This window comes from Frankia sp. R43, assembly GCF_001306465.1.
Classification (GTDB): Bacteria; Actinomycetota; Actinomycetes; order Frankiales; family Frankiaceae; genus Parafrankia; species Parafrankia irregularis.
The window spans coordinates 169,017-190,988 of sequence record NZ_LFCW01000009.1 but is presented as its reverse complement, the minus strand read 5'-3'; the positions used below and the strand labels follow the sequence as shown (position 1 = coordinate 190,988).

Below are 21,972 nucleotides of genomic sequence, written 5' to 3'. Positions count from 1 at the left end.
CGCGTCGGCTCAGCTCTCGGCAGGCGGGATGTTGGGGTTGAGCCGGAAGCGGTTCTCCGGGTCGTAACGGCGCTTGACCTGTCGAAGGCGCTCGACGTTGCTTCCCCAGGCCCGTGCCCGGGCGGCGTCGTCGAGGTCGGCGTCACCGCCGAAGTTGAGGTAGGTGCCCGACGCGGCCCGAAGCCTGACGGCATCGTCGTAGGCATCGCGCACCCAACGGATGTTCGCGCCGTCGTCGGCCGGGTCCAGCCAGTTTCCGTCGAGGCTCAGCATGTACCGGGCGCTGCGATCGCCGAACGCGGTCTCCGTCGGCCCGACCCGCGCCATGGCGCCGCCCAGGAGAGGCGCGTGGACCATGGTCATCGGATGCGGACGGTTCTGGCCGACGCGGGCCACGAACGCGGTCGCGTCCTCGTCGAGGCGGTCCAGGTAGACGGACTTCCAGTAGCTCTGCAACCCGCCCTTCGGGAAGAAGGCGTCAAGGGAGGACTGCGCTGCCCGGTAGGGCAGGGCCTGGCTCATGTCGGCGAGCGGCGGGCCGAACTCGGCGAGCGCCCGACACGCCCGCCGGCCCTCGTCCGGATCGCCCGCGTACACGGCGGCCACGATGAACACGTCGCGGTTGTGCACGGCGGGCGGCAGCGCGGGCGCCGCCGGCAGTGACCACAGCATGGCACGGCTGGTGACCTCGTCGGGGACGGTGGACGTCCAGTCCCGCCAGCGGGGGAGCATCTCGGCGGCGTCTTCGATCGGGTAGGCGACCATGCCGTTCCAGACGACCGGGCCGAGCGGATAGGCCTCGAACTCGAAGGACGCCACCACGCCGAAGTTGCCGCCCCCGCCGCGCAGCGCCCAGAGCAGGTCCTCGTGCTCGGAGGCGCTGCACCGCACGACGTCGCCGCTGGCCGTCACGACCTCGGCCGCACGCAGCGCATCGCAGGCCAGCCCGTACCTGCGGTGCAACCAGCCGATTCCGCCCCCGAGCGTCAGGCCGGCCACCCCCGTGGTCGACACGACCCCACCGGGTACCGCGAGCCTGTGCAGCTGCGTCTCACGGTCGACATCGCCCCAGGTGGCACCACCAGCCACCCGCACCCGCCGCTGCTGCGGGTCGACCCAGACACCCCGCATCGCCGACAGGTCGATCATCAGGCTGTCGTCGGCCGTGGAGGTACCGGCGATGCTGTGGCCGCCGCCGCGGACGGCGACGAGCAGGTTTCGCGTTGCGGCGAGACGGACGGCGTCGACGACGTCAGCGGTCCCGGTGCACCGGATGATCAGCCCTGGTCTGCGGTCGAGCATGGCGTTCTGGATGACCCGCACGTCGTCGTATCCGGCGTCGCCCGCGGTCAGAACCTCCCCGCGGAAGATAGCGCGGATCTCCTCGACCGTCTCGTCCGAAAGCGTCTGCCGCTCGCCTTCCAGCGTAAGCACCTGTGCCGACATGGCGCGTCCCTCCCCTCGTGCTTACCGGTGCTCACCGGTAAGCACCGGTCTGCGTCACCCACCTCTCCAGACTCGCGCCACGACCGGATGGTCGCAAAGCGTGCCGGCACGTCAGGTCCAGTCACCGGTTTCGGTATTTCAGACGGGGCAATGAGGTAGCTGGATGGGCCGATCTCGAACCGCGGACGGATGTGATCGAACGATCTGACGAGCTGGCCTGACGAGCTGGACCGCCCCGTTGTCCTGATCGAGGAGTGGCTGTGAGCAACCCGGATCCGACCTTCTACCGCTCGCCGGGCGATGCTGCGGCGGCCCCGCCGGAACATCTGGCCTATGTCGCGGCATTCGATCCGGAAGGAGCCATATCGGATGCAATGACCGTGGTCGACGTTGATTCCACCTCGTCGTCCTACGGCCAGATCGTCGGTTGGGCCGACGTGCCGGGGCTCCGCGACGAGTTGCACCACTTCGGCTGGAACGCGTGCAGCAGCGCGCTCTGCCACGAGCACCACGGGCATGACGGCGGCCTGGAGCGACGTTATCTCGTCGTGCCGGGGCTGCGGTCCTCCCGGATCCATGTACTGGACACCCGGCCGGATCCACGCAGCCCGCGCCTGGTGCACACGATCGAGGCGGCCGAGCTCGCCGCCAGGGCCGGCTACTCCCGGCCGCACACCGTCCACTGCGGGCCGCATGGTCTGTACCTGTCGGCGCTGGGCGGGGCGGACGGCGCCGACGGGCCCGGCGGGGTGGCGCTGCTCGATCATGACACGTTCGAGGTGGTCGGCCCCTGGGAACAGGACCGCGGCCCGCAGTACCTGGCGTACGACCTGTGGTGGCATCTCACGCAGGGGGTGGCGGTCACCTCCGAGTGGGGGACGCCGTCAATGATCGAGGACGGGGTCAACGCCGAGCTCCTGCTCGGCCGGAAGTACGGCCACGCTCTGCACTTCTGGGACCTCGGCAGCGGTAAGCACCTGCAGACCGTCGATCTGGGGCACGACAACCAGATGGTGCTGGAGGTGCGCCCGGCCCACGATCCGCGCGCCTCCCACGGCTTCGCCGGCGTCGTCACCAACGTCACGGATCTTTCCGCGTCGGTGTGGCTGTGGTACCGAGACAGTGACGGGTGGGCCGCGCGGAAGGTCATCACGATTCCGCCCGAACCCGCGGACCCGGCTGATCTGCCACCGGTCATTCGCCCGTTCGGCGCGGTCCCCGCCCTGGTGACCGACATCGACCTGTCCGTCGACGACCGTTGGCTCTACGTGTCCTGCTGGGGAACCGGAGAGCTCAAGCAGTTCGACGTTCGGGACCCGTTCTCACCCCGGGAGGTCGGGTCGGTGCGCCTCGGTGGGATCACGCGCCGCACCCCTCATCCGGCTGCCCCGGACGAGCCGCTCGCAGGCGGGCCGCAGATGGTCGAGATCAGCCGGGACGGACGTCGGGTCTACCTGACGAACTCGCTGTACTCGGCGTGGGACGACCAGTTCTACCCGGACGGCGTCGGCGCGTGGATGGCGCGCCTCGATGCGGACGTGGACGCGGGCGGGATCAGCCCGGACGTCCGCTTCTTCCCCCACGGCGCCGACTTCCGCGGCCGACGCGTGCACCAGATCCGGCTGGAGGCCGGCGATGCCTCGTCCGACTCCTACTGCTTCGCCTGACGCGGTGCCGGGTGAGCTGTGCTGTCAGCGGATCGGGAGCGTCAGGGAGGGGCCGGGGGTGGCCATGCCGCGGCGCCGTCCTGACGATCCGGAGCCGGCGCCGGTGCTGGCGCCCGGGTCCGCGGCGCGGGGCGTGGGGACGGCGACAGGCAGCGGGCCGGTGGCCAGACCGGCGTAGCGGGTCTCCTTGCGGACCTGGTAGACCCAGCTCTTGCTGACGGTGACGCCCCATCGCGCGAGCAGGGCCACGGCGGCCGTGGCCGAGCCGCCGGACTCGTCGAGGGCGCGGATGATCGCCGCGCGCTTCACCGACGGGTCCGTCGCGTCGAGGCCGGTCAGCGGCGCTGGTCCGGTCCGGGCGCCGAGCCTGCCGGGTGCTGGCTGGCGTACGGCGGCCGCCGTGGACCTGAGCTGGCCGGTGCTGGCGGAGGGACCGGCCGCGGTGGGCTGGTCACTTTCCGCCGGACCGTCCGGACCGGCGGACGAGTTCGACGTCCCGGCGTCTGCTGTCGAGGTCGCCGGTGGCGTGGCCGGCGTCGCCACCGGCACCGGCATCGGTGGCGTCGCCGGTGCCGGTGCCGGTGCCGGCGGTTGCGCGGGTCGGGGGCCCGTGGCCTCAGGTGGTGCCGCGGAGAGGGCGGGCGTCGCTGTCGGGTCTGCCGGTGCCTGGGCAGGCGGGGCCGCGAGCCGCCGGTCGGGATGGATCTGGCGCATGAGCAGCTCGTACGAGCCGAGCAGAGCCAGCGGCGGCCAGCCGGCGATGACGCGGGCGCTGATGGTGGGGTCCGCGTGCAGCACGTTCGCGGCCAGGGAGGCACAGGCTCCGGCGGCCAGCAGGCCTCCCGACAGCCAGGACCGGCGCCGCCCCGCGCGCCGGTCGCCGAGCATGGCCATGGACGCCGCCACGATCAGTCCGTCCACGCTGAACGGCAGGACGGTCGCCGTCATGGGGTCCTCGCCGTACTGCAGGGCGACACCGCGCATGTGCCGGTAGGAGACGAAGGCCGCGACCGTGGCGACCGTGGCCACCGCGATGACCGTCGTGATCCGGATCGCCCGTTCGGACCGCGCGCCCGCCCGCGGAGGTCCCGTCGTCGCCTGTTCGTCCACCACACCGCTCACCCAGTCTCCGGGCCCGGTCCCGGCGGTCTGGATCGTCCGTGCCGGGAACAACTTTGGGCAAACCATGGCATGAAGTGTGGATTTTGCGAAATCCGGGTCCGTTCGCTCGACACTCTCGTGCCAGCCGCGGCCGCCCGGGGGTGTTGCGGCGGTGTTGCGAGGGTGTGGCGGGGGGAGCGGTGCGCGACGCGAAGAGCGTCCAGTGCCCAAATACGGGATGAATCCTGATTCGGCCGTAGTCTTCTTGTCTACGGGGCATAAGGGTGCACGGGATGTCCGGAGGGCGTAGGGTGCCCGTCCTCCGCGAGGCCGGCGCGCGACCGGGGAGCGAGGATGCCGTGAAGGTCGTGACGATCGCCAGCTACAAGGGCGGTGTCGGCAAGACCACGTTGACCGCGAACCTCGGAGCGGCCATAGCGCGCCTCGGCCGGCGCGTCCTGCTCGTCGACCTCGACCCGCAGACGAACCTGACCTTCAACTTCTACGGCGCCGAGCAGTGGCGCCGGGATCTCGCCGACCAGCGCAGGACGGTGAAGGCCTGGTTCGAGTCCTGGCGGCCGGGCACACCGCCGCCGCCGCTGGCCGGGTACGTCACGAGCCCCCCCGTCGCCCAGGCGGTGGTGGCCGAGGGCGGGGGCACCCTGGACCTGCTCGCCTCCCATCTCGCGCTCGGCGACATCGAGATGGCGCTCGTCGGCCATCTCGGCGGGGCGCAGGCGCACCGGTCCACCCGCTACTACTTCGAGGTGTACCAGCAGCTCGCGGCGGGGCTCGCCGCGCTGTCCCCGACGGACTACGACCTCGTCCTCATCGACTGCCCGTCGCATTTCGGGGTCATCACCCGGGCCGCGGTGGCCGCCTGCGACTACCTGCTCATCCCGTCACGGCCGGACAACCAGTCGACGGTGGGGGTCGAGCACCTGATGGCGCGGCTGGGGCGCTTCGTCTGGGAGTACAACCGGGTCGCGGAGCTGCAGTCCGGCATCCACCAGGCGGTGAAGCCGCTCGAGCCGCGGCTGCTGGGCGTCGTCCTGACGATGGTGCAGTACTACCGGGGCTCACCGACGAGCTTTCTGCGCCCGCACATCGAGCGGGCCGAGGGGCTGGGGATCCCGATCTTCTCGTCGATGCTGCGGGTGAACAACCGTGGGTTCGCCGGTGTGGCGGGCACTCCGCTGCCGGCGGTGCTCTCCCCGGATCTCACCCCGGAGCTGGCCCGCGAGCTGCTCGACCTGGTCGAGGAGTTCCTGCTGCGGATGGGTGCGGCCGGCCGCGGCGCCGCCCGGGTGTGCGACGACGCCGTGCCCGTCACGTCCGACTGGAAGCGGTGACCGGACCCGGCGCGGTGGGACGCGTGCGCGTCCCACCGGCCGTGGCGTGGTCGGGTGGGGCGGTTACCTCGGTTACTTCCTGATCCACAGCTGGTCGGGCAGCAGCGAGCCGAGACCGTACTGGGTGACGCCGCCGACGTCCTTGGCCGCCATCAGGCCCGGGTTCGCCCGGACGGTGAACACACCCGGCACGAGCGCGGTCAGCCGCTGCTGGAACGTCTCGTAGGCGGCCTTGCGGGTGGCCGTGTCGGTGGCGGTGCGGCCGGTCGCGAGCGCCTCGTCGAGCTGTGGGTCGTCGACGCCGGGGAAGTTGCCGCGGGAGTCGCTGCGGAACGCGGTCCACACCCGCGGGTCCGGGTCGACGAAGCTCGACGACCACACGAGCATGTCGAAGTCGCCGGCCATGCCCATCTTGGTGGCCTCCGGGAAGTCGACCACGCGGATGTCGACCTTGACGTTCTTGTAGGCGCTGAGCTGCGCCTGGATGTTCTCCGCGGTGTCCTTCATCTCGGACGTGGTGTAGGCGGTGAAGGTGAACTCGACCGGTTTTCCCTCGGCGGCCAGCTCGTCGAACAGCCGCTGCGCGGTGGCCTTGTCGGTCCTGCGCAACGGCTCGTCGACGTAGAGGGGGGAGGAGTCGGAGAAGAGGGTGTCGACGGTTTTCCCGGCGCCGTTGTAGACGGCGAGGTTGAGGGTGTCCATGTCGATCGCGGCGGCGATCGCCTGCCGGGCGCGCAGGTCGTCGAACGGCGCCCTGCGCATGTTCATCGCCAGGAACAGCCCGCCGTTGAGCGGGGTGACATCGGTGGTGTAGCCCGCGTCGGCGGCCCTGTCGAGGCTGTCCGCGTTCGTCTCGATGACCACGTCGGCCCCGCCGCTGACGAGGGTGTTGTAGCGCTGGCTCGCGTCGTTCGAGGTGCGGACGGTGATGGCGTCGAGGTAGGGCCGCGGCGCGTCGTGGTAGCGGGTGTTGCGGGTGAGCTCGATGCGGTCCTGGCGGGTCCAGCTCCTCAGCGTGTACGGACCGGCCCCGACGGGGTTGCGGTCGAAGGAGTCCCTGCCCTTCGCCAGCGCGGCGGGCGAGGCGATCCAGTTCATGGACGTCGTGAGCATCGCCCGCGGGAAGCTCGGCGTCGGCGCCTTCATCCGCACCGTGAGGGTGGTGGCGTCCACGACCTCGGTGGCGGCGACCAGGGAGGCCTCGGACAGGTACGGCGAGGCGTTGGCCGGGTCGCGGTGGCGATCCCAGTTGACCTTGACGGCCTCGGCGTCGAGCGGGGTGCCGTCGGAGAAGAGCAGGCCGGGCCGCAGCTTCAGGGTGAACGTGGCACCCTTGTCGGTGGTGTCGAACGACTCGGCCATCGTGTAGCTGAGCTCGTCGGTCTTCTCGTCGTTGACCATCAGGGTGCCGTACAGGGCGTTGCCGACGAACCCGCTGATCTGCCAGGCGTTCGTCATGGTCACCGGGTCCATCGAGCTCGGCTCCCGGATCTGCAGGACCTGCGCCGTGCCGCCCTGCACCGGCGCACCGGTGGGCCCGCTGGCCGTCGGACCCGCACCGGTGTCGTCGCCACCGCCACAGGCGGCACCCAGGGTGAGCGCCGCGCAACAGGCGATGGCGGTGGTCAGTAATCGTGCTCGCCGAGCCATGAGTCGTCCCCTCGTCGGTGTCGCGGCAGCCCGCGGGTCCGGGCGTGCGCCCGCGTCCGAGCTGGCGCTGGCGGGCGCCCGGGCCGGCGCGCTGCCATCTGGTCGAGCTCCCGCTGCCGTCGGTCGACGTACCGGCGTCGGCCGGCCCGCGGAGCGGTGCCGGTAGGCACGTTCTCGCATGATGAGACAGCTGTCTTTCACGAGAAGATAGCGAGCTTCTCGCGGCGTTGTTCACGGTTTGCGCAACTCCGAGCTGGCGTTTTCGCCCGATTACCGGGCCGGTGCGCGGTCGGCGCGCAGCCACCGGACGGGTCGGCACCGTCGCGGCCGCGGGCGCCACGGTGGGCCCCTGCGTGGGCCCGGAGCCACCACGTTGCATACTGACGGCGATGAGCCAGTCATCGGTTCCCAGACGTCACCTGCCGACCAGCCCCTTCAAGGCGCCCGTCATCGTGCCGACCCCCGAGTTCGTCGAGGGCGACCGGGTCGTCCACGACGCCTTCGGGCTTGGCCGGGTCACCCGGGTCGAGGGCCCCCATGCCGTCCTGGTGGATTTCGGGTCAAGCCAGAAACGCATCGCGAGTCCGTTCGAGGGCATGTCGCACCTCTGACGGCTCGGGCCGCGCCCAGCCCGCCTCCGGCGCGCGGCCTCAGGTGTGCTCAGGCTGGTCCGGCTGCGCTGTCGGTGTGCCCGGTGCCGCCGGTGTACCCAGGTGCTCCGCCGCCGCGGCCCGCGCCAGCTCCAGCACGACCTTCGGCGCCAGACCCCGGGCGGCGGCGACCGCGAGCACGTCCTCGTGCTCGACGGAGGCGTTGACGACCTCGCCGCGCGACGAGGCGACCTTCACCCGGACCTGCCCACCCGCGACGGGCACCCGCAGCTCCCGGCGGGCCAGCGCCGTCTTCGTGACGACGTACTCGCGGACCCCGATCGATGACGTGTGGCGGAACAGCACGTCACGCACACGGTCGGTGTCGGCGGGGGCGCACAGCGCGCAGACGGTGTGCGCCGGCCGGCCCTTCTTCATCAGGATCGGCGTGAGCCAGGCGTCGAGCGCGCCACCCGCGAGCAGCGCCGCCAGTGTCGACGGCCACAGCCGTGGATCCAGATCGTCGACGTTCGCCTCCAGCACGACGTTCTCGCCGTGCCGGGCACCGTGTGCCACCGCCGCACCGGCCAGGTTCTCCTCACCGACGACGAGGCGGGTCACGTTCGGGTGCTCGGTGAGATCCCGCCCGCCCGCGCCGAGCCCGACCGCGGTCGTGCGCATCAGTGGCATGGCGCCGAAGCTCTCCGCGAGGGTGACGGCGAGCGCGACGCCGGTCGGTGTCGCGAGCTCCACGTCGACCGGGCCGCCCGCCCCGGGTGCCCCGCTCGCCCGCAGCAGCTCCAGCACGGCCGGCCCCGGCAGCGGGATCGCCCCGTGCGCGGCGTGGACCCGCCCGCCCCCCAGCGAGATCGGGCTGCACACCAGCCGCCCGACGCCCAGCGCGTGCAGCCCGACGATGGCACAGACGACGTCGGCGATGCTGTCGAGCGCACCGACCTCGTGGAAGTGGACCTGTTCGATCGGGCGGCCGTGCACCGCCGCCTCGGCGGCACCGAGGGTGCGGAACACATCCGCGGCACGCCCGCGAACCACCGGGGCGAGCGTGGACGACTCCAGCAGCCCCAGAATGTCGCGCAGCCCCCGGGCCGGCTGGTTCGGCGCGCAGCGCACCAGCACCTGGGTCGCCCGCAGCCCGCGGCGGGTGACGGTCCGCGCCGCCAGCTCCACGTCGTCGGCCAGGCCCAGCGCGGCCACGGCGGCGCGCAGGGCGTCCAGGGGAGCCCCGGCGTCCACACAGGCGCCGAGGAGCATGTCCCCGCTGATGCCGCCGGTCGCGTCGAGCCAGCCGACATTGTCCGCAGAGATCGTCTCGCCCGCCATGGCCCCATCATCGCCGGCCGCGGCCGGCGGCCGGCGATCCACCCACCCGAGCAGGTCCCGGTCAGGTCCGGCTCCGGCGTCGGTCAGATCTCGTCCCAGGGCACCGCGGCGTACACCTGGGCCAGGGCGGCGACGGCCGCCGGCGCGGCCGGGAACGTCGTCGTGTCGATCCGCCCCACCGGCGCGAGGCCGCGCCCGTTCGCCACGAAGGCGGCCTGGAACCGGCCGAGGCCCGCCAGCGGCACCGGTTCCCGCCGGGAGCCCGGCAGCCGCTCGTCGAGCAGCGTCATCGTGACGCCGGTCAGCATCGGGGCCTGCGGCCAGATCACCGTGGCCGGCCCGGCCACGTTCTCGCCAGCCGCGCCGCCAGCCGCCCCGCCTGCCGCGTCGCCGGTCCGGTCGCCGGTCGTCAGGAAGCCGATGTTGGCGACGGTGGTCTCGCACACCAGCCCGTCCGCGGTGACGAGCAGCGCGTCGTCGAACCCGCGGCGGCGGGCGAGCCGGGCGCTGTGCAGCTGCCCGAAGGTCCCGACATGCTTGAGGTGTGGGAACGGCCGCGGAGCGCACAGCGAGCTCAGCCGCAGCGGGGTGACGGCCGGTTCCGCCGGTGCGCCGACGGAGACCAGGACATGGACCGCCCCGTTCGCGCCCGGAAAGACCACCACCCGTACGGTCGCGTCACCGCGGCGCTCCGGACCCTGCGTCGCAGTCGCAGCGTTCGCCGGTGTTGCCGGTGTCGGTGCCGGCGTCGGTGTCGTGGCGAGGGCGTGTCGGATCCGGTCGCGCAGCAGGTCCGGGTCCAGGCCGGTTCCGTAGAGCTCCTGGTTCGCCTGGTCCAGGCGGCGCAGGTGCAGCGCGAGCCCGCGGACCCGGCCGGCCCGGACCTGCATGGTCGTGACATGCCCGTCGTTGGTCAGCGCCAGCCGGCGCAGATCGGCCGGGCCGGCCGGGCGGGCGTCGACCTCGACGTGCGGCGACGGCGTCTCCACGGCGTCCACCGTAGTGCCGCATCCGCGTCATGGTGACCGTTTCCGGGCGGCCGGTCCGGCCGGGCCGACACAGGTGAAGGCCCGATTCGTCCGCCCCCGCCGGTGGGCCCGTGATGTTCGCGGGGGAGGATGTTGTTCCGCCAGCGGCGAATTCCGGTAGCGCGTACGGTGTCGTCGCGACGAAGATCTCCCGTCACCCTGGCCGGGCGCGGGCGACGACTGCGGGCCGTGAACGAATGGGGGTCTTCGGTGACGTCCGAGACGAGGCACGTGGAGGCGGCGGGCCGGCCCTGGTCGCGCGGCGGGCTGGGCCGGGCGGCAACCGCGGAGACCTCCGCGGTCAGCCTGCTGGACACCCTGAGCGAGGTCGTGTTCCGGACCGACACGGACGGACGCTGGACCTACCTGAACCGGGCCTGGACGACGCTGACCGGCTACGAGGTCGGCCCGAGCCTGGGCGCCCGCTTCCTCGACTACGTCCACCCCGACGAGGTGGAGTACGCGGCGACGGTGTTCGCCGACATGGCCCGGGCCGGCACGGACCAGTGTGTGCACGAGGCGCGCTGCCGGACCCGTCACGGTGGCTACCTGCGGGTCCAGATCCGCGCCAGCGTGCTGCGCGGGCCCGCCGGGGAGGTCGTCGGCAACTCGGGGACGATCGTCGACGTCTCCGGGTCGCGCTCGCACGCCCAGGTCGTCGGCGAGCAGTCCGCCCTGCTGGAGTCGGTCGGCACCGGGAGCGCCTTCGAGGACCTGCCGACCGGTGTCGCCGTCTACGACCGTGAGCTGCGGGTGCGCCGCTCCTCGAGCGCCGTCGACCGGATGGTCGGCGCCGCGCTGCGGGTCGGTGAGCCGCTGGATCGGCTCGTCGAGCGGGTCCGGCCGGCCGACTGGCGCTCGCGCTCCCTCGGCGGTGAGTGGGGCCTGGTCCCGGTCGCGCTGCGGACGGGCCGCAGCCAGCTCGGAGATCTGGAGCTCGACGTCGAGGGCGGGTCGGCCCGCTCCGTGCGGGCGACCGTCATTCCGTTCCAGCAGGGCGGCGAGGAGCTGGCGGCGCTGGTGCTGTCCGACATCACCGACCTGCGCCGCGCCGAGCGGCAGCAGGCCGGGCTCGCCCGGCTCGGCCAGCGGGCACTGGCCGGTGTCGACCTGCCGACCCTGCTGACGGAGGCGGTCGAGCTGGTCGCCGGGGCACTCGAGGTGGCCGTCTGCGAGGTGATCCAGCGGGACGTGGACGGCCGTGAGCTGGACCACGAGCTGGACGGCGAGCTGGACGGGGGGCCCGGACCGGGGCCGGACCGGGATCCGGCCGGCCGGCGGGACGCGGCGCCCACCGACCCCGGGGTGTTCCTGACCGACCCGGCGGCGGCCACCGCGGCGCTGACCGACCCGGCGGCGCCGACGGCACCCACGGCGCTCGGTGTCGGCCCGATCTATCTCACCGGGCCGCTCGCGATCGAGGCGCGGTCGCTGGTCCATCTCGCGTTCGACGTCGACGAGCCGGTGGTGGCGAACAACCTGGACGCCTGCCCGCACCTGCGCAGCGGCTGGTCGGACGCGGGCGGCGCGCAGGCCGCGCTGGCGTCCCGGGTGGGCAGCGCCGGTTCCCCGTACGGGGTGCTCGCCGTGGCCAGCCTGCTGCCGCGCCGGTTCACCGGCGACGAGGCGCGCTTCGTCCAGGCCGTCGCGAACACCCTCGGCGCGGCCATCGACCGGGAACGGTCCGAGCGCCGCGCCCGGGCACGGTACGAGGCGGCGCAGCGGGGCCGGGCGTGGCTCGCGGCCAGCGCCGAGATCACCGCCGGTGCGATGGTGGCCAGCCAGTCGCAGCAGGCGCGCATGTTGCTGGCGTCGCTGGCGCGGGCGGTCACCTCCGCGGACGTCGGTGCGGTCGCGCTGCCCGACGAGGCCGGCAACCTGGTCGCCACCGAGGTGGACTCCGCCGGCCACCGGCATTCCGACCCGGAGACCCTGCACAGCCTCGCGCTGGCGCTGGAGGCGGCCGAGAGCCGGTCCGAGTTCCTCGCCGGTCGTCCGGTCCTCGTCGACGGCCTGGACGATTCCGATGCCTGGAGTGGCCCGATCGCCCTGGCGCCGCTCGCGGAGGCGGTGGCGGCTTCGTCGGATCTGGCGGCTTCGTCGGATCCGTCGTTGGAGCCGGGGAGCGAGCGGGACGCCGGATCGGTCCACGGCGGGGTGGACGGGGCGGGCGACCTGCTGGTGGCGGTGCCGGTCCCGCCGATTCCGCCGGGACCGCGGCTGCGCGACGCGCTGGTCGTCCCGCTGACCGCCGCCGGCGAGCAGCTGGGTGCGCTGGTGCTGGGCAACGCTCCGGACGGCGTTCCGTTCGCCGCCGACGACCCGGAGCTCGTGGGGGTCTTCGCGAACGACGCCGCGATGGCGATCCAGCTGGCCGAGGCGCAGCGCGAGCGGGCCCGGTTCGCGGTGTTCGAGGACCGTGAGCGCATCGCCCGTGACCTGCATGACCTCGTCATCCAGCGGCTTTTCGCCATCGGGCTGCACCTGCAGTCGCTCACCCGGGCCGTCGGTGACGTGACGGCCGCGCGGCTCAACGCGGCCATCAACGGTCTTGATTCGAGCATCGAGGACATCCGGCGCACGATCTTCAGGCTTCAGCCGACGCCGGTCGGCGCCTGAGACGAAGGGGGCAGGCCCGGATCCGGGCCTGCCCCCACCTTCCCGGTGCCTGGGGGCCCGCGGTCAGGCGCCGGCCGGGCAGCCGGGGCTGCCCGGCTCATCCGACCCGGTCGCACCGGTGCCGACAAGCTGCCCGAGGAAGAGGCTGTTGTCGTAGAAATGTTCGGTTTCCATCAGCTTCAGGTCCTCGGAGACCCGGGCGACGGTGACGCCGAACAGCTCGATCCGCTCGCCGGTGGGGGCGTTGCCCTTGTAGGGGCCGGTGAAGCTGCCCCAGTGCCGCCATTTGAAGGAGATGACGGGCGGCGGCGAGTACACCTCGAGGACCTCCCAGAAGAAACCGCCCGGGAAGGCCGTGTGGAAGACCTCGTGCGAGGACTCGAACGTCTCCTCGCTCGCCTTGTAGTAGGGATTCTCCCCGATCAGGATGTTGTAGCTGCCGCGCTCGGCGAGCTCGGCGCTGCCCGCGGGCGCGCCGCCGTTGAGGCTCACCTTGATCCGGTCGACGACCATGCTGACCCACTGAGCCGGGTCGGCCTTGTGGGACAGCTCCATCTCGAAGACCTGCACGAGGTTCTCGACGATGTCGGCGAGCGAGCCCGGCTCGTGCCGGGTGGTCCGTTCGCCGGGCATCACCTCGCGGGAGAAGTGGTAGTCCGGCGGGGCGCCGTGGCGCCATTGCGTGTCCGCCGCCGCCGTCGCGGCGGCGAGGACCGCCTCGCGGCCCTGTAGATGCAGCGGAGTCGTGCCGGTCGGGCCGTTGTCGGTCACCGTGTCGTCCTCCGGAGGTCTGGCTGTCTGGCTCTGACGGTCTGGCTGGTTCTGGCGGACTGATGCGTCGGCCAGGGAGGGGCTGACGCAGACCTCGATCGGTGTTCCCCGGGTGGTCGTCTCGACGGTCCGGTCGGGTGCCGGAATGCGTCATTTGCGACGTAACGGGGTACTTCACGAGTCTGGTCGCGGAACAACCTGCCAGGCCCACACCGTTCGTCCCCGGAGGAACGTCGAAAGTCCCTATGGGACAGGTACATCTGCCGCCGTCGGGGGTCGAAGGGTAGCCCAGGGGTGACCTGAATTATCCGGCGCGGATGGCCGGGACGGCGCCAGGACCGCACGAGAACCGGACCAGGGCGGCCCGCGATGTCGCCCGTCCGTGAGCGGAGACGACCGAAACCCGGCCATGCCGCCGCGGCTTGCCTAAGATGTCGGGCGACTGCCACGGTCCCCTCCCGCGGTGACGGACGGGCCCGCTCGGCAGCGGGTCGGATCTTGGGTTCCTCAGGGGTTGTGGGTGAGTTGTGAGCACGGGTAAAGTTCTTCGTTTCGATCATGTCCGTGGCTATGGGTTCATCGCGCCGAGTGACGGCGGCGAGGACGTCTTCCTGCACGCGAACGACCTCCTCGTCGAGAAGAGCCTGGTGGTGCCGGGCGTGTTGATGGAGTTCGACGTCGAGGACAGCGACCGGGGGCGCAAGGCGTCGTCGGCCCGGATCGTGCGGGGCTCGGCCCCCGTCGGGCCGTCGCCGGTGGCGGGTCCGGGGCCGGTGTCCGCGAGGGCGGACGACGGCGGCGACGGGCTGTGTGACGTCCTGCCGGTGGAGGAGTTCACGCAGGAGGTCACCGAGGTGCTGCTGCAGACCGAGCCGCCGCTGACCGGCACGCAGATCCTGCACGTGCGTCGCCAGCTCGCCAGCTTCGCGCGCAAGTACGGCTGGGTCGAGAACTAGCCCGGCCGCGCACCGGGCAGGCGGGGAACCAGGGCCCTCGACAGGCATGGCGTCCGGACTTTCGGCCGGTGAGCAGGCGGTGACCGTGCTGACCGGCGCCCGGGTGATCACCCCGGCCGGGATCCTCGACCCCGGCTGGGTGCGGGTCCGCGGCGGCCTGATCGCCGGTGTCGGGCGGGGGCGGGTCGAGGTGCACGCCGAGGTCGCGGCCGCGGCGGCCGTGCCCACCGAGGTCGTCGACCTGGGCGGGGCATGGCTCGTACCCGGCTTCATCGACCTGCACGTGCACGGGGGCGGCGGCCACGACGTCACCGCCTCCCCGGCGGACCTGGCGGCAGCGGTAGCCTTCCACCGCGCCCACGGGACGACCCGCACGCTGGTCTCCCTCGTGACGGCGCCGGTGGCGCGCCTCGCCGAGCAGCTCGGCTGGATCGCCGCCCTCGCCGCGGCGGGACCCGGCCCGGGTGGCCATGTCGTGGGCGCGCATCTGGAGGGCCCGTTCCTCGCCGCGGCCCGCCGCGGCGCCCAGCCGGCCGAGCACCTGCGCCGGCCCGACCGGGGGGTGTACGCGGAGCTGGCCGCCGCGGCGGCCGGAACGCTGCAGGTTGTCACCGTCGCCCCCGAGCTGCCCGGCGCCGGTGACGTCGTCGCCGCCGCGCTCGCCGACGGCGTGATCGCCGCGGTCGGCCACACCGACGCGACCTACGACCAGGCCACCGATGCCTTCGCGGCCGGTATGACGCTCACGACGCACCTGTTCAACGGCATGCGTCCGCTGCATCACCGCGAGCCCGGGGCCGCCGGCGCGGCGCTCGACGCCGGGGTCGTCTGCGAGCTCATCAACGACGGTGTGCACGTGCACCCGGCGCTGCTGCGGTTCGTCGCCGCCCAGCCGGACCGGCTCGTGCTGGTCACCGACGCGGTCGACGCGGCCGGGGTGGGCGACGGGGACTACCGGCTCGGCGGCCAGCCGGTCCGGGTCCGCGGCGGCGAGGCCCGGCTGGCCGCCGACGGCGCGCTCGCGGGGAGCACCCTGACGATGGACGCCGCGGTGCGCCGTGCCGTCCGGGCCGGTCTGCCGATCGAGACCGCCGTCGCCGCCGCGGCGACCACCCCGGCCCGGGTCCTGGGCCTGCGGGGCAGCTGCGGGGCGATCGAGCCCGGTCTGGCAGCCGACCTGGTGGTGCTCGACGCCGACCTGGCCGTCACCGGCGTCCTGGCGGGCGGGCGGTGGGCCGGTGCCGGGCCGCCCGGCACCGGGTGACGTCCGCTGCCGGGTGACGTCCGGTGCCGTGAGACGCCCGTCAGGCCTCGTTCTCGCCGGGGAGGCGGCGTGGGTGATCCAGCGGTGGGCGGAACAGCGCCTCCTGGACCAGGCTCGCGCCGAGGCGGCCGTCGCGGGCGTGGATGGTGCCGGTGTACCAGCCCCGGCCGCCCGCGACGGTGCGCGGAACATGATCCATCAGCACCCATTCGTCCAGGCGGATGTGCCGGTGGAACCAGACGGCGTGGTCCAGGCTGGAACCTGACCGGGCCTGCGCGGTGTGGTACGGCGCGAGGCCCGCGAGCCCGTCCGACAGGTAGGTCAGGACGACCGCGTGGACCAGCGGGTCGTCGGGCAGCGGGTCGGTGCACCGGGCCCACAGCCGGATCGGGAAGTCCGTGCCGGCCGCGAGCGGCTCGGCGCGCGCCTCGAAGGAGATCGGGCGCGCGAGAACGAACTCGTCGAGGCCCTCGGGGGCCGCCAGCGGTGGCATCGGATCGCTGGTGAGGTCCACCCCCGGCTCCGGTACCTGGAACGACGCCGACATGTTGAAGATCACCTTGCCGCCCTGTACGGCGACGACCCGGCGGGCGGAGAACGACCGGCCGTCGCGGTCGCGGTCGACCCGGAACACGGTCGGTCGGGACGCGTCGCCCAGGCGCAGGTAGTAGCCGTGCAGCGAGTGCGGCACCCGGCCCTCGGCGACGGTGCGCCCGGCGGCGAGCAGCGCCTGGGCCGCGACCTGGCCGCCGTAGAGGGCGTAGCGGTCGTCGAACACCTGCCGGACCCGGAACAGGTCGCGGTCGATCTCCTCCAGGTCCAGCAGACCCAGGAGCGTGGACCCGGCCGGATCGACGCTCACCGGCCTGATGTCGCTTGCCGGTCTGAAATCGCTGACCGACCTGCTGTCGGCTGTTGGTCGCATGCTCCGCCCTCGCCCTCCGCCGCGGGTCCGGGTCGCCCCGACCCGGACCCGTGCCCGCCCGCGCTCCCGGTCCCGCCGGGCCCCGGCGCGGCGGGACTGCCCTGATCGCGGCGCTGTGCCCGCCGCAGATCCGGGATACTGCATTGCTCGGCCCGGCACCCCGTGGTGTGCCCCAGCACACCTTTCGCCAGCCGTCCCGCCAGCCGTCCGGCGGTGTTGCGTCAGCCGTCCCGCCAGCGTCCCGTCAGCCGTCCCGGCGGTGTTGCGTCAGCCGTCCCGGTGGGGGTCGTCGCGGCGGGTGTCGCCGTGCGGGGAGAACCAGGCGTCCGGTGACCAGCCGCCGTCGACGGGCTGTCGTTCGCCGAGAGTGGGCAGATGATGACCGGCGGATCCGTCCACGGTGTCGGCCGGGTCGTGGGCGCCGTCGGGGTCCGGGTGCGGACCCGCTGACGCCGGCGGCGGGGTTGAGGCAGGCGTGGTGGTGGCGGGGGGCCCGTAGCCGTCCGGATCGAACAGCCCGTCCTCCGCGCGGCCGTAGGTGCTGGCGGAGAAGAGGGCCTTCGGCGCACCGGTGCGGGGGCCGGCCGGGGTTGTCCGGGGCGGTCCGAGGTCGGGCCGCACCGGCGTCGCGTCGGGCCGCACGGGAACCCCCAGCCGTCCCGACGTCACCGGAAGCACGGCCGGGAAGACCCCGCGGGGGACGGCCAGCGCGTCCGCGGGCTCGCCCGCCGCCTCCCCGCCGGCCTCGCGCAGGCCGAGGCGTTCGTGCACCGCGCGCAGCGGCCCGGGCGCCCACCAGTTGTAGCGGCCCGCCAGGGCCATGAACGCGGGCACCAGCACGGCGCGGACCACGGTGACGTCGAGCAGCACGGCCAGCGCCAGTCCGACCCCGATCATCTTGATGAGGCTGATGCCGGACGTCGCCACCCCGACCATGACCACGATCAGGGCGAGCGCGGCGCAGGTCAGCAGCGGGCCGGTCGCGGCGAGCCCGCGAGCGACGGCACGGCGGTTGCCGGACCCGCGCAGGTGCTCCTCCCGGATGCGGGCGAGCAGGAAGATCTCGTAGTCCATGCTGAGGCCGAAGGCGATGCAGAACATCAGCACCGGGCTGGTCAGCTCGACCGTCCCGGAGACCTGGAAGTGCCCGACCAGGTTCTGCAGGTGCCCGTTCTGGAAGACGAACACCATCACGCCCATCACCGCGGCCAGGTTGAGCGCGTTGAGCACCAGCGCCTTGAGCGGCAGCAGGATGCTGCCGGTGAACAGGAACAGCAGGACGAACGTGGCGGTCACCACGACGGCGATCGCCCCCGGCAGGCCGCGCAGGACGGTGTCACGGGTCTCCACCAGATGCGGCGCCAGCCCGCCGATCTCGACCGGGTACGGGGTGGGGATGTCGCGCACCAGGTTCACCGTGCGCTGGGTCGCGCTCGAGATCGGGTCGGGCTCGGTCGGCCACAGCGACAGCCAGGCGCCGCCGTGGGTCCCGACGAACTGCTGGCCGGCCTCGGCGGACACGGCGGCGACGAGCGCGCCGTCGGTGTAGCTGCCGGCCACGGTGTCCACCCGTGCCATTCCGGGCACCCGCGACAGCCGGGCGGCGTACCCGCCGAGCTCGGCGACCACCGCGGGCTCCCGGGCGTCCACCCCGGGTACCACGACGGGGATCTGGCAGGGCAGGCAGACGGTGAAGTCGTCGCGCATGGCGTCGTTCACCAGATGCGAGTCCGCGGTGGTCGGCAGCACGGTGTCGTCGGCGAGGGCGACGCGCAGGTTGCCCAGCGGCAGCGCCAGCAGCACCATCAGCGCGACCGCGGCCCCGCCGAACAGCACCGGATGGGCCATCACCCGCCGTGCCAGGCCCATCCACGCCGCTCCCGGCTCGCGCCGCCACGCCGGCCGCCGGCCCGCCGGCTGCTTTCCTGACGTCCGCTGGTCCGCTGTGCGCTGGTCCGCTGTGCGCTGGTGCGACGTGCGCGGGCGTGCCGGGCGCCGGCGTGGTGACCACCGGCGGCCACGCTCGACCCGTTCGCCCAGGAGCATGATCGCCGCCGGCAGCACCAGCAGCGCCGCCAGCTCCGAGGTGATCACCACCGCGATACCCGCGTAGGCGTAGGAACGCAGGTAGGGCAGCGGGAACAGCAGCGCACCGGTCAGCGACAGCGCGACCGTCAGGCCGGAGAACAGCACCGTGCGGCCCGCGGTGCGCAGGCTGGTGCGCAGCGCGACGGGAGCCGGCGCACCGCCGGCCCGTTCCTCCCGGAACCGGCGCAGCAGGAAGAGGCAGTAGTCCACGGCGAGGGCGAAGCCGAGCGCCGTCGTCAGGTTGAGCGAGAACACCGAGATGTGCGTGATCTCGGAGAGCAGGCGCAGCAGCGCGAGACTCGCGACGACCGCGGTGCCGCCGACGACGATCGGCAGCAGCGCCGCGGCCACGCCCCCGAACGCGAACAGCAGCACGACGAACACCAGCGGCGCGGTGACCAGCTCGGCCCGTTCGAGGTCGGAGCGGCTCTGCTCGGTGACGTCGCGCATGACCGCCGGTGCGCCACCGAAGCGCACCGTGACTCCCGGGCCGTCGTGGGCGTACCGGTCGTGCAGCGCCTCGATGTGCCGGGCGATGGCGTCCTCGGTGCCGGTGAGCCGGAAGAGCACGAGACCGCTGCGGCCGTCCTCGGAGCGCAGCAGGCCCGCGGTGGGCTCCTGGGACCAGTAGGAGACGATTCCACTGACACCCGGTTCGCGGCGCAGCTCCCCGGTGACGTGCTCGCCGAGGCGGCGTGCGGTGGGCCCGTCGATGGTGCCCGGCGCCGTGACCATGATGGCGACGTTGGGCGGCGCGCCGGGGAACTCGGCGTCGAGCATCGCCTCGGCGCGGGTGGCCGAGTCGCCGGCCGCGTAGAAGCCGCCGGTGGCGAGCCGGTCGAAGACCCCGCCGGCCCAGGGGAGCAGGCAGGCGATGACCAGCCCGGTGATGGTCAGCACCCGGCCCGGGCGATTGATCGCGATCCGGGCCAGCAGCGCGAACAGCCCGCCGCGACCGCCGGCGGGGATGCTGGCCGGCCCCGGCGAACCACCCGTGCCGCCGTGCCGGCCCGAGTTCCCGGAGCTGCCGTAGTTCCCGGCGTTTCCGGCGTTTCCGGCGCTGCCCGCGCTGGGGGTGTTTCCCGGGTTTCCCCGGTTTCCGCTGTTGCGCGCGTTACCCATACCGCCCGCGCTTCCCGCGCCACCGGTGTTACCGGGGTCACCGGGATGTCCCGGCACGCGGCTCGCCTGCTCGTCGGCGGGAGCGACCGCGCTCGCCCGCACCAGCCGGGCCCGGGCCGGCGGGAGCGCGGCTGGCCCTTTCGGGCGGATTTCCGGCGGTGCCGGCAGCAGGCGGTTGGTGGGCGGTGGCATCGCGCGTGGGCTCAGTGGCGGCGACGACACCGTCGCCGACGCGGCCACGGTTCCCGCGTGGGCGGGTGACCGGTGGCTGTCGGGGCGCCCCGTCGAGCCCCTGAACCGCCGCGTGACTTCGACGGGAAATGACATGCCTTCAACGTAGAAGTGCGAAAGATTGGGTGATACCCCCGTAGAGGGGTACCAAAGTCGTGAATACCTCTTTAATGTTCACGCCGATGGCGCCAGTACCCCGATGACGTCGTGAGTCACGCCAGTCGGGTATCCGGAGGAGGGGGAGTTCGTCGTGACAGACAAGTTCGAACGGCACAACAACGGCGGATCGCCATCGCAGCGGGAGAGGTGCCCCCGGCCGCAGTACGGGGCACAGCCACGCGGGGGTGGACCGGCCGAGTCGGCGGGTCGTCCGGAGGGTTCCGAGGGGGCCGGCGGGCCTGCGGGCCCAGCCGCCGGCGGCGGGCGTTCCGGGGGCGAATCGTCCCGTGGCGGGGCGGGATCGCCGCCGCCACCAGGGCAGGAGCAGTCTGGGGCGGCCGAGACCGGCGGCGGTGCCTCTCCGGCGTCCACCGGCCCGCTGGCGCTGCCCGCGCCGGGCGCGGCCGCGACCAGCCCCCGGCGGGCACCGGTCGGGCGCACCTTCTGCCCCAGGCCGACACATCGGCGGTGATATCCGTCCCGGGACGGCGCGCATTCGGTCCCGGGCTGCACGGGAACTTTCGACCACGCGAATCCAGAACGGGGTGCGGGCGATCTCCACGCCCGCACCCCGTCGGTATTTTCGGATGTTTCCTGCGCCGCCCGCGCGGGTGCCGGCCGGCACGGCCGGTAAAGCTTGGGCGAGCGCCGCCGGAGAAGCCTGTGGCTGGTCCGGCGTCGGTGCTCACGGCAGCAGGCTGGAGCGGCGCGCGACATTCACCGCCGCGGTGCGGTTGTGCACACCGAGCTTGTTCATGATGCTGCGCAGATACGCCTTCACCGTCTCCGGGCTGACCGCGAGCCGGCGGGCCGTCTCGGCGTTGGACATGCCCTCCGCGACGAGCCGCAGGACGTCGAGCTCACGCGGGGACAGCCCGAACGGCTGGGCGCGGGTCGGCGGCGCGGTGTCGGGGAACAGGTCCTCCAACAGGTCGCGTACCGCGATGATCCGCTCCCGCAGCGCCTGGTCGCTGGTCTGGTAGGTCAGCTCCTCCAGCTCGGAGTCGACCCGGCACAGCACCCGCAGCCGGGACGCGCCCGGGGTGGCCGCGGCGCCGTCCGCCCGGGCGGTCGTCGTGCGATCGGCCAGCATGGCCTCGAACCGGCGGGCGACACCGAGCGCGGTCTCCACCGCGGCCGGCGGCACCGGATTGTCGGCCCGCACCCCGCAGTACAGCACCGCGTGCACGATGCCGCCGGCGCGCACCGGCACGGCGACCACCGAGGAGATGTCCTCACCCAGGACAGCCCAGTCGCGCTGGTCCTCGGTGTAGCGCGGGCGGGTGCCCGCGTCGATCACGACGGGCCGGCCCAGGGCCACCACCCGTCCGCCCACGCCGTGGCCCGGCGGCAGGGACATTCCGCGCAACGCGTTCGTGCGGTTCCCGTCGAGCGCGCTGATGGTCAGGTAGCGCGAGCGGGGGTCGACCGATCCGCCATAGGCCAGATCGGCGCCGGTACGGGCGCGCAGCCGGGTGACGGCCCGAGGCAGCATCGCCTCGACCGAGCAGCCATCGGTAGTGCCCGATGTCATCGTCTTCCTCTCGTCCGGGGGTCTCGCGGACTAAGAACGAACAAAACTCCGAAACGGCAAATGGTGCCGCCGGCCCGCCCGATTTCCGCGGTCTGAAGACGACCGAAGGCAAGGCGGGACAGCGAAAC

The 21,972-nt window shown here is 73.2% G+C and carries 15 protein-coding genes; 6 read left to right on the top strand and 9 right to left on the bottom strand.

The annotated features are described in order from the left end of the window. Window positions 1–9: 9 nt before the first annotated feature. Window positions 10–1,446 carry an FAD-binding oxidoreductase gene (locus tag ACG83_RS32905; protein WP_054570153.1) on the bottom strand — a complete coding sequence of 479 codons (1,437 nt, stop codon included), beginning with the start codon at window positions 1,444–1,446 and terminating at the stop codon, window positions 10–12. 260 nt (window positions 1,447–1,706) lie between these two features. Here ACG83_RS32905 and ACG83_RS32900 point away from each other — a divergent pair, with 260 nt between their 5' ends. Next, on the top strand, window positions 1,707–3,113 hold the full coding sequence (locus tag ACG83_RS32900; RefSeq protein ID WP_083473783.1) for a selenium-binding protein SBP56-related protein: 1,407 nt from the start codon (window positions 1,707–1,709) through the stop codon (window positions 3,111–3,113). 24 nt (window positions 3,114–3,137) lie between these two features. Here the strand turns inward: ACG83_RS32900 and ACG83_RS32895 are convergent, their stop codons facing one another. Beyond that, the gene (locus ACG83_RS32895; protein WP_054570348.1) at window positions 3,138–4,235 is read right to left on the bottom strand and encodes a DUF2637 domain-containing protein; all 1,098 of its coding nucleotides are present in this window, start codon (window positions 4,233–4,235) and stop codon (window positions 3,138–3,140) included. Between the two features lie 338 nt (window positions 4,236–4,573). Here ACG83_RS32895 and ACG83_RS32890 point away from each other — a divergent pair, with 338 nt between their 5' ends. Further along, the gene (locus tag ACG83_RS32890) at window positions 4,574–5,566 is read left to right on the top strand and encodes a ParA family protein (protein WP_054570151.1); all 993 of its coding nucleotides are present in this window, start codon (window positions 4,574–4,576) and stop codon (window positions 5,564–5,566) included. A gap of 72 nt (window positions 5,567–5,638) precedes the next feature. On the opposite strand, the gene ACG83_RS32885 is transcribed toward ACG83_RS32890, so the two are convergent. Continuing rightward, on the bottom strand, window positions 5,639–7,216 hold the full coding sequence (locus ACG83_RS32885; RefSeq protein WP_054570150.1) for an ABC transporter substrate-binding protein: 1,578 nt from the start codon (window positions 7,214–7,216) through the stop codon (window positions 5,639–5,641). A 389-nt stretch (window positions 7,217–7,605) separates the two neighbouring features. Here ACG83_RS32885 and ACG83_RS32880 point away from each other — a divergent pair, with 389 nt between their 5' ends. Then, window positions 7,606–7,827: a hypothetical protein gene (locus ACG83_RS32880; RefSeq protein WP_054570149.1), complete on the top strand. Its 222-nt coding sequence runs from the start codon at window positions 7,606–7,608 to the stop codon at window positions 7,825–7,827. Window positions 7,828–7,866: 39 nt separating this feature from the next. Here ACG83_RS32880 and larC read toward each other — a convergent pair whose 3' ends face one another. Next, window positions 7,867–9,147 carry a nickel pincer cofactor biosynthesis protein LarC gene (gene larC / locus ACG83_RS32875; RefSeq protein ID WP_054570148.1) on the bottom strand — a complete coding sequence of 427 codons (1,281 nt, stop codon included), beginning with the start codon at window positions 9,145–9,147 and terminating at the stop codon, window positions 7,867–7,869. Window positions 9,148–9,230: 83 nt separating this feature from the next. Further along, entirely contained in the window at window positions 9,231–10,136 is a 906-nt protein-coding gene (locus ACG83_RS32870) for an aminotransferase class IV (protein ID WP_083473820.1), read from the bottom strand. Window positions 10,137–10,385: 249 nt separating this feature from the next. Here ACG83_RS32870 and ACG83_RS32865 point away from each other — a divergent pair, with 249 nt between their 5' ends. Beyond that, window positions 10,386–12,794, top strand: coding sequence for a PAS domain-containing protein (locus ACG83_RS32865; RefSeq protein ID WP_054570146.1), 2,409 nt, complete (start codon window positions 10,386–10,388; stop codon window positions 12,792–12,794). Between the two features lie 63 nt (window positions 12,795–12,857). On the opposite strand, the gene ACG83_RS32860 is transcribed toward ACG83_RS32865, so the two are convergent. Beyond that, window positions 12,858–13,565 (bottom strand): hypothetical protein, encoded by a 708-nt coding sequence (locus ACG83_RS32860; RefSeq protein ID WP_054570145.1) that lies wholly within the window; start codon window positions 13,563–13,565, stop codon window positions 12,858–12,860. A gap of 527 nt (window positions 13,566–14,092) precedes the next feature. Here ACG83_RS32860 and ACG83_RS32855 point away from each other — a divergent pair. Together ACG83_RS32855 and nagA are read left to right on the top strand one after the other, a co-directional pair. Continuing rightward, complete coding sequence (locus tag ACG83_RS32855) at window positions 14,093–14,521, top strand: cold-shock protein (RefSeq protein WP_054570144.1); 429 nt, start codon at window positions 14,093–14,095, stop codon at window positions 14,519–14,521. A gap of 46 nt (window positions 14,522–14,567) precedes the next feature. Then, window positions 14,568–15,785, top strand: a complete 1,218-nt coding sequence (gene nagA / locus ACG83_RS32850; RefSeq protein ID WP_054570143.1) for an N-acetylglucosamine-6-phosphate deacetylase — start codon at window positions 14,568–14,570, stop codon at window positions 15,783–15,785. 40 nt (window positions 15,786–15,825) lie between these two features. Here the strand turns inward: nagA and ACG83_RS32845 are convergent, their stop codons facing one another. The 3 genes from ACG83_RS32845 to ACG83_RS32835 form a co-directional block, all read right to left on the bottom strand. Continuing rightward, window positions 15,826–16,710, bottom strand: a complete 885-nt coding sequence (locus tag ACG83_RS32845) for an acyl-CoA thioesterase (RefSeq protein WP_369812935.1) — start codon at window positions 16,708–16,710, stop codon at window positions 15,826–15,828. Window positions 16,711–16,977: 267 nt separating this feature from the next. After that, a complete protein-coding gene (locus ACG83_RS32840; protein WP_235498341.1) occupies window positions 16,978–20,112 on the bottom strand; it encodes an MMPL family transporter in 3,135 nt (1,044 codons plus the stop codon). A gap of 883 nt (window positions 20,113–20,995) precedes the next feature. Beyond that, complete coding sequence (locus ACG83_RS32835) at window positions 20,996–21,844, bottom strand: LuxR C-terminal-related transcriptional regulator (RefSeq protein WP_006539916.1); 849 nt, start codon at window positions 21,842–21,844, stop codon at window positions 20,996–20,998. Window positions 21,845–21,972 lie beyond the last annotated feature (128 nt).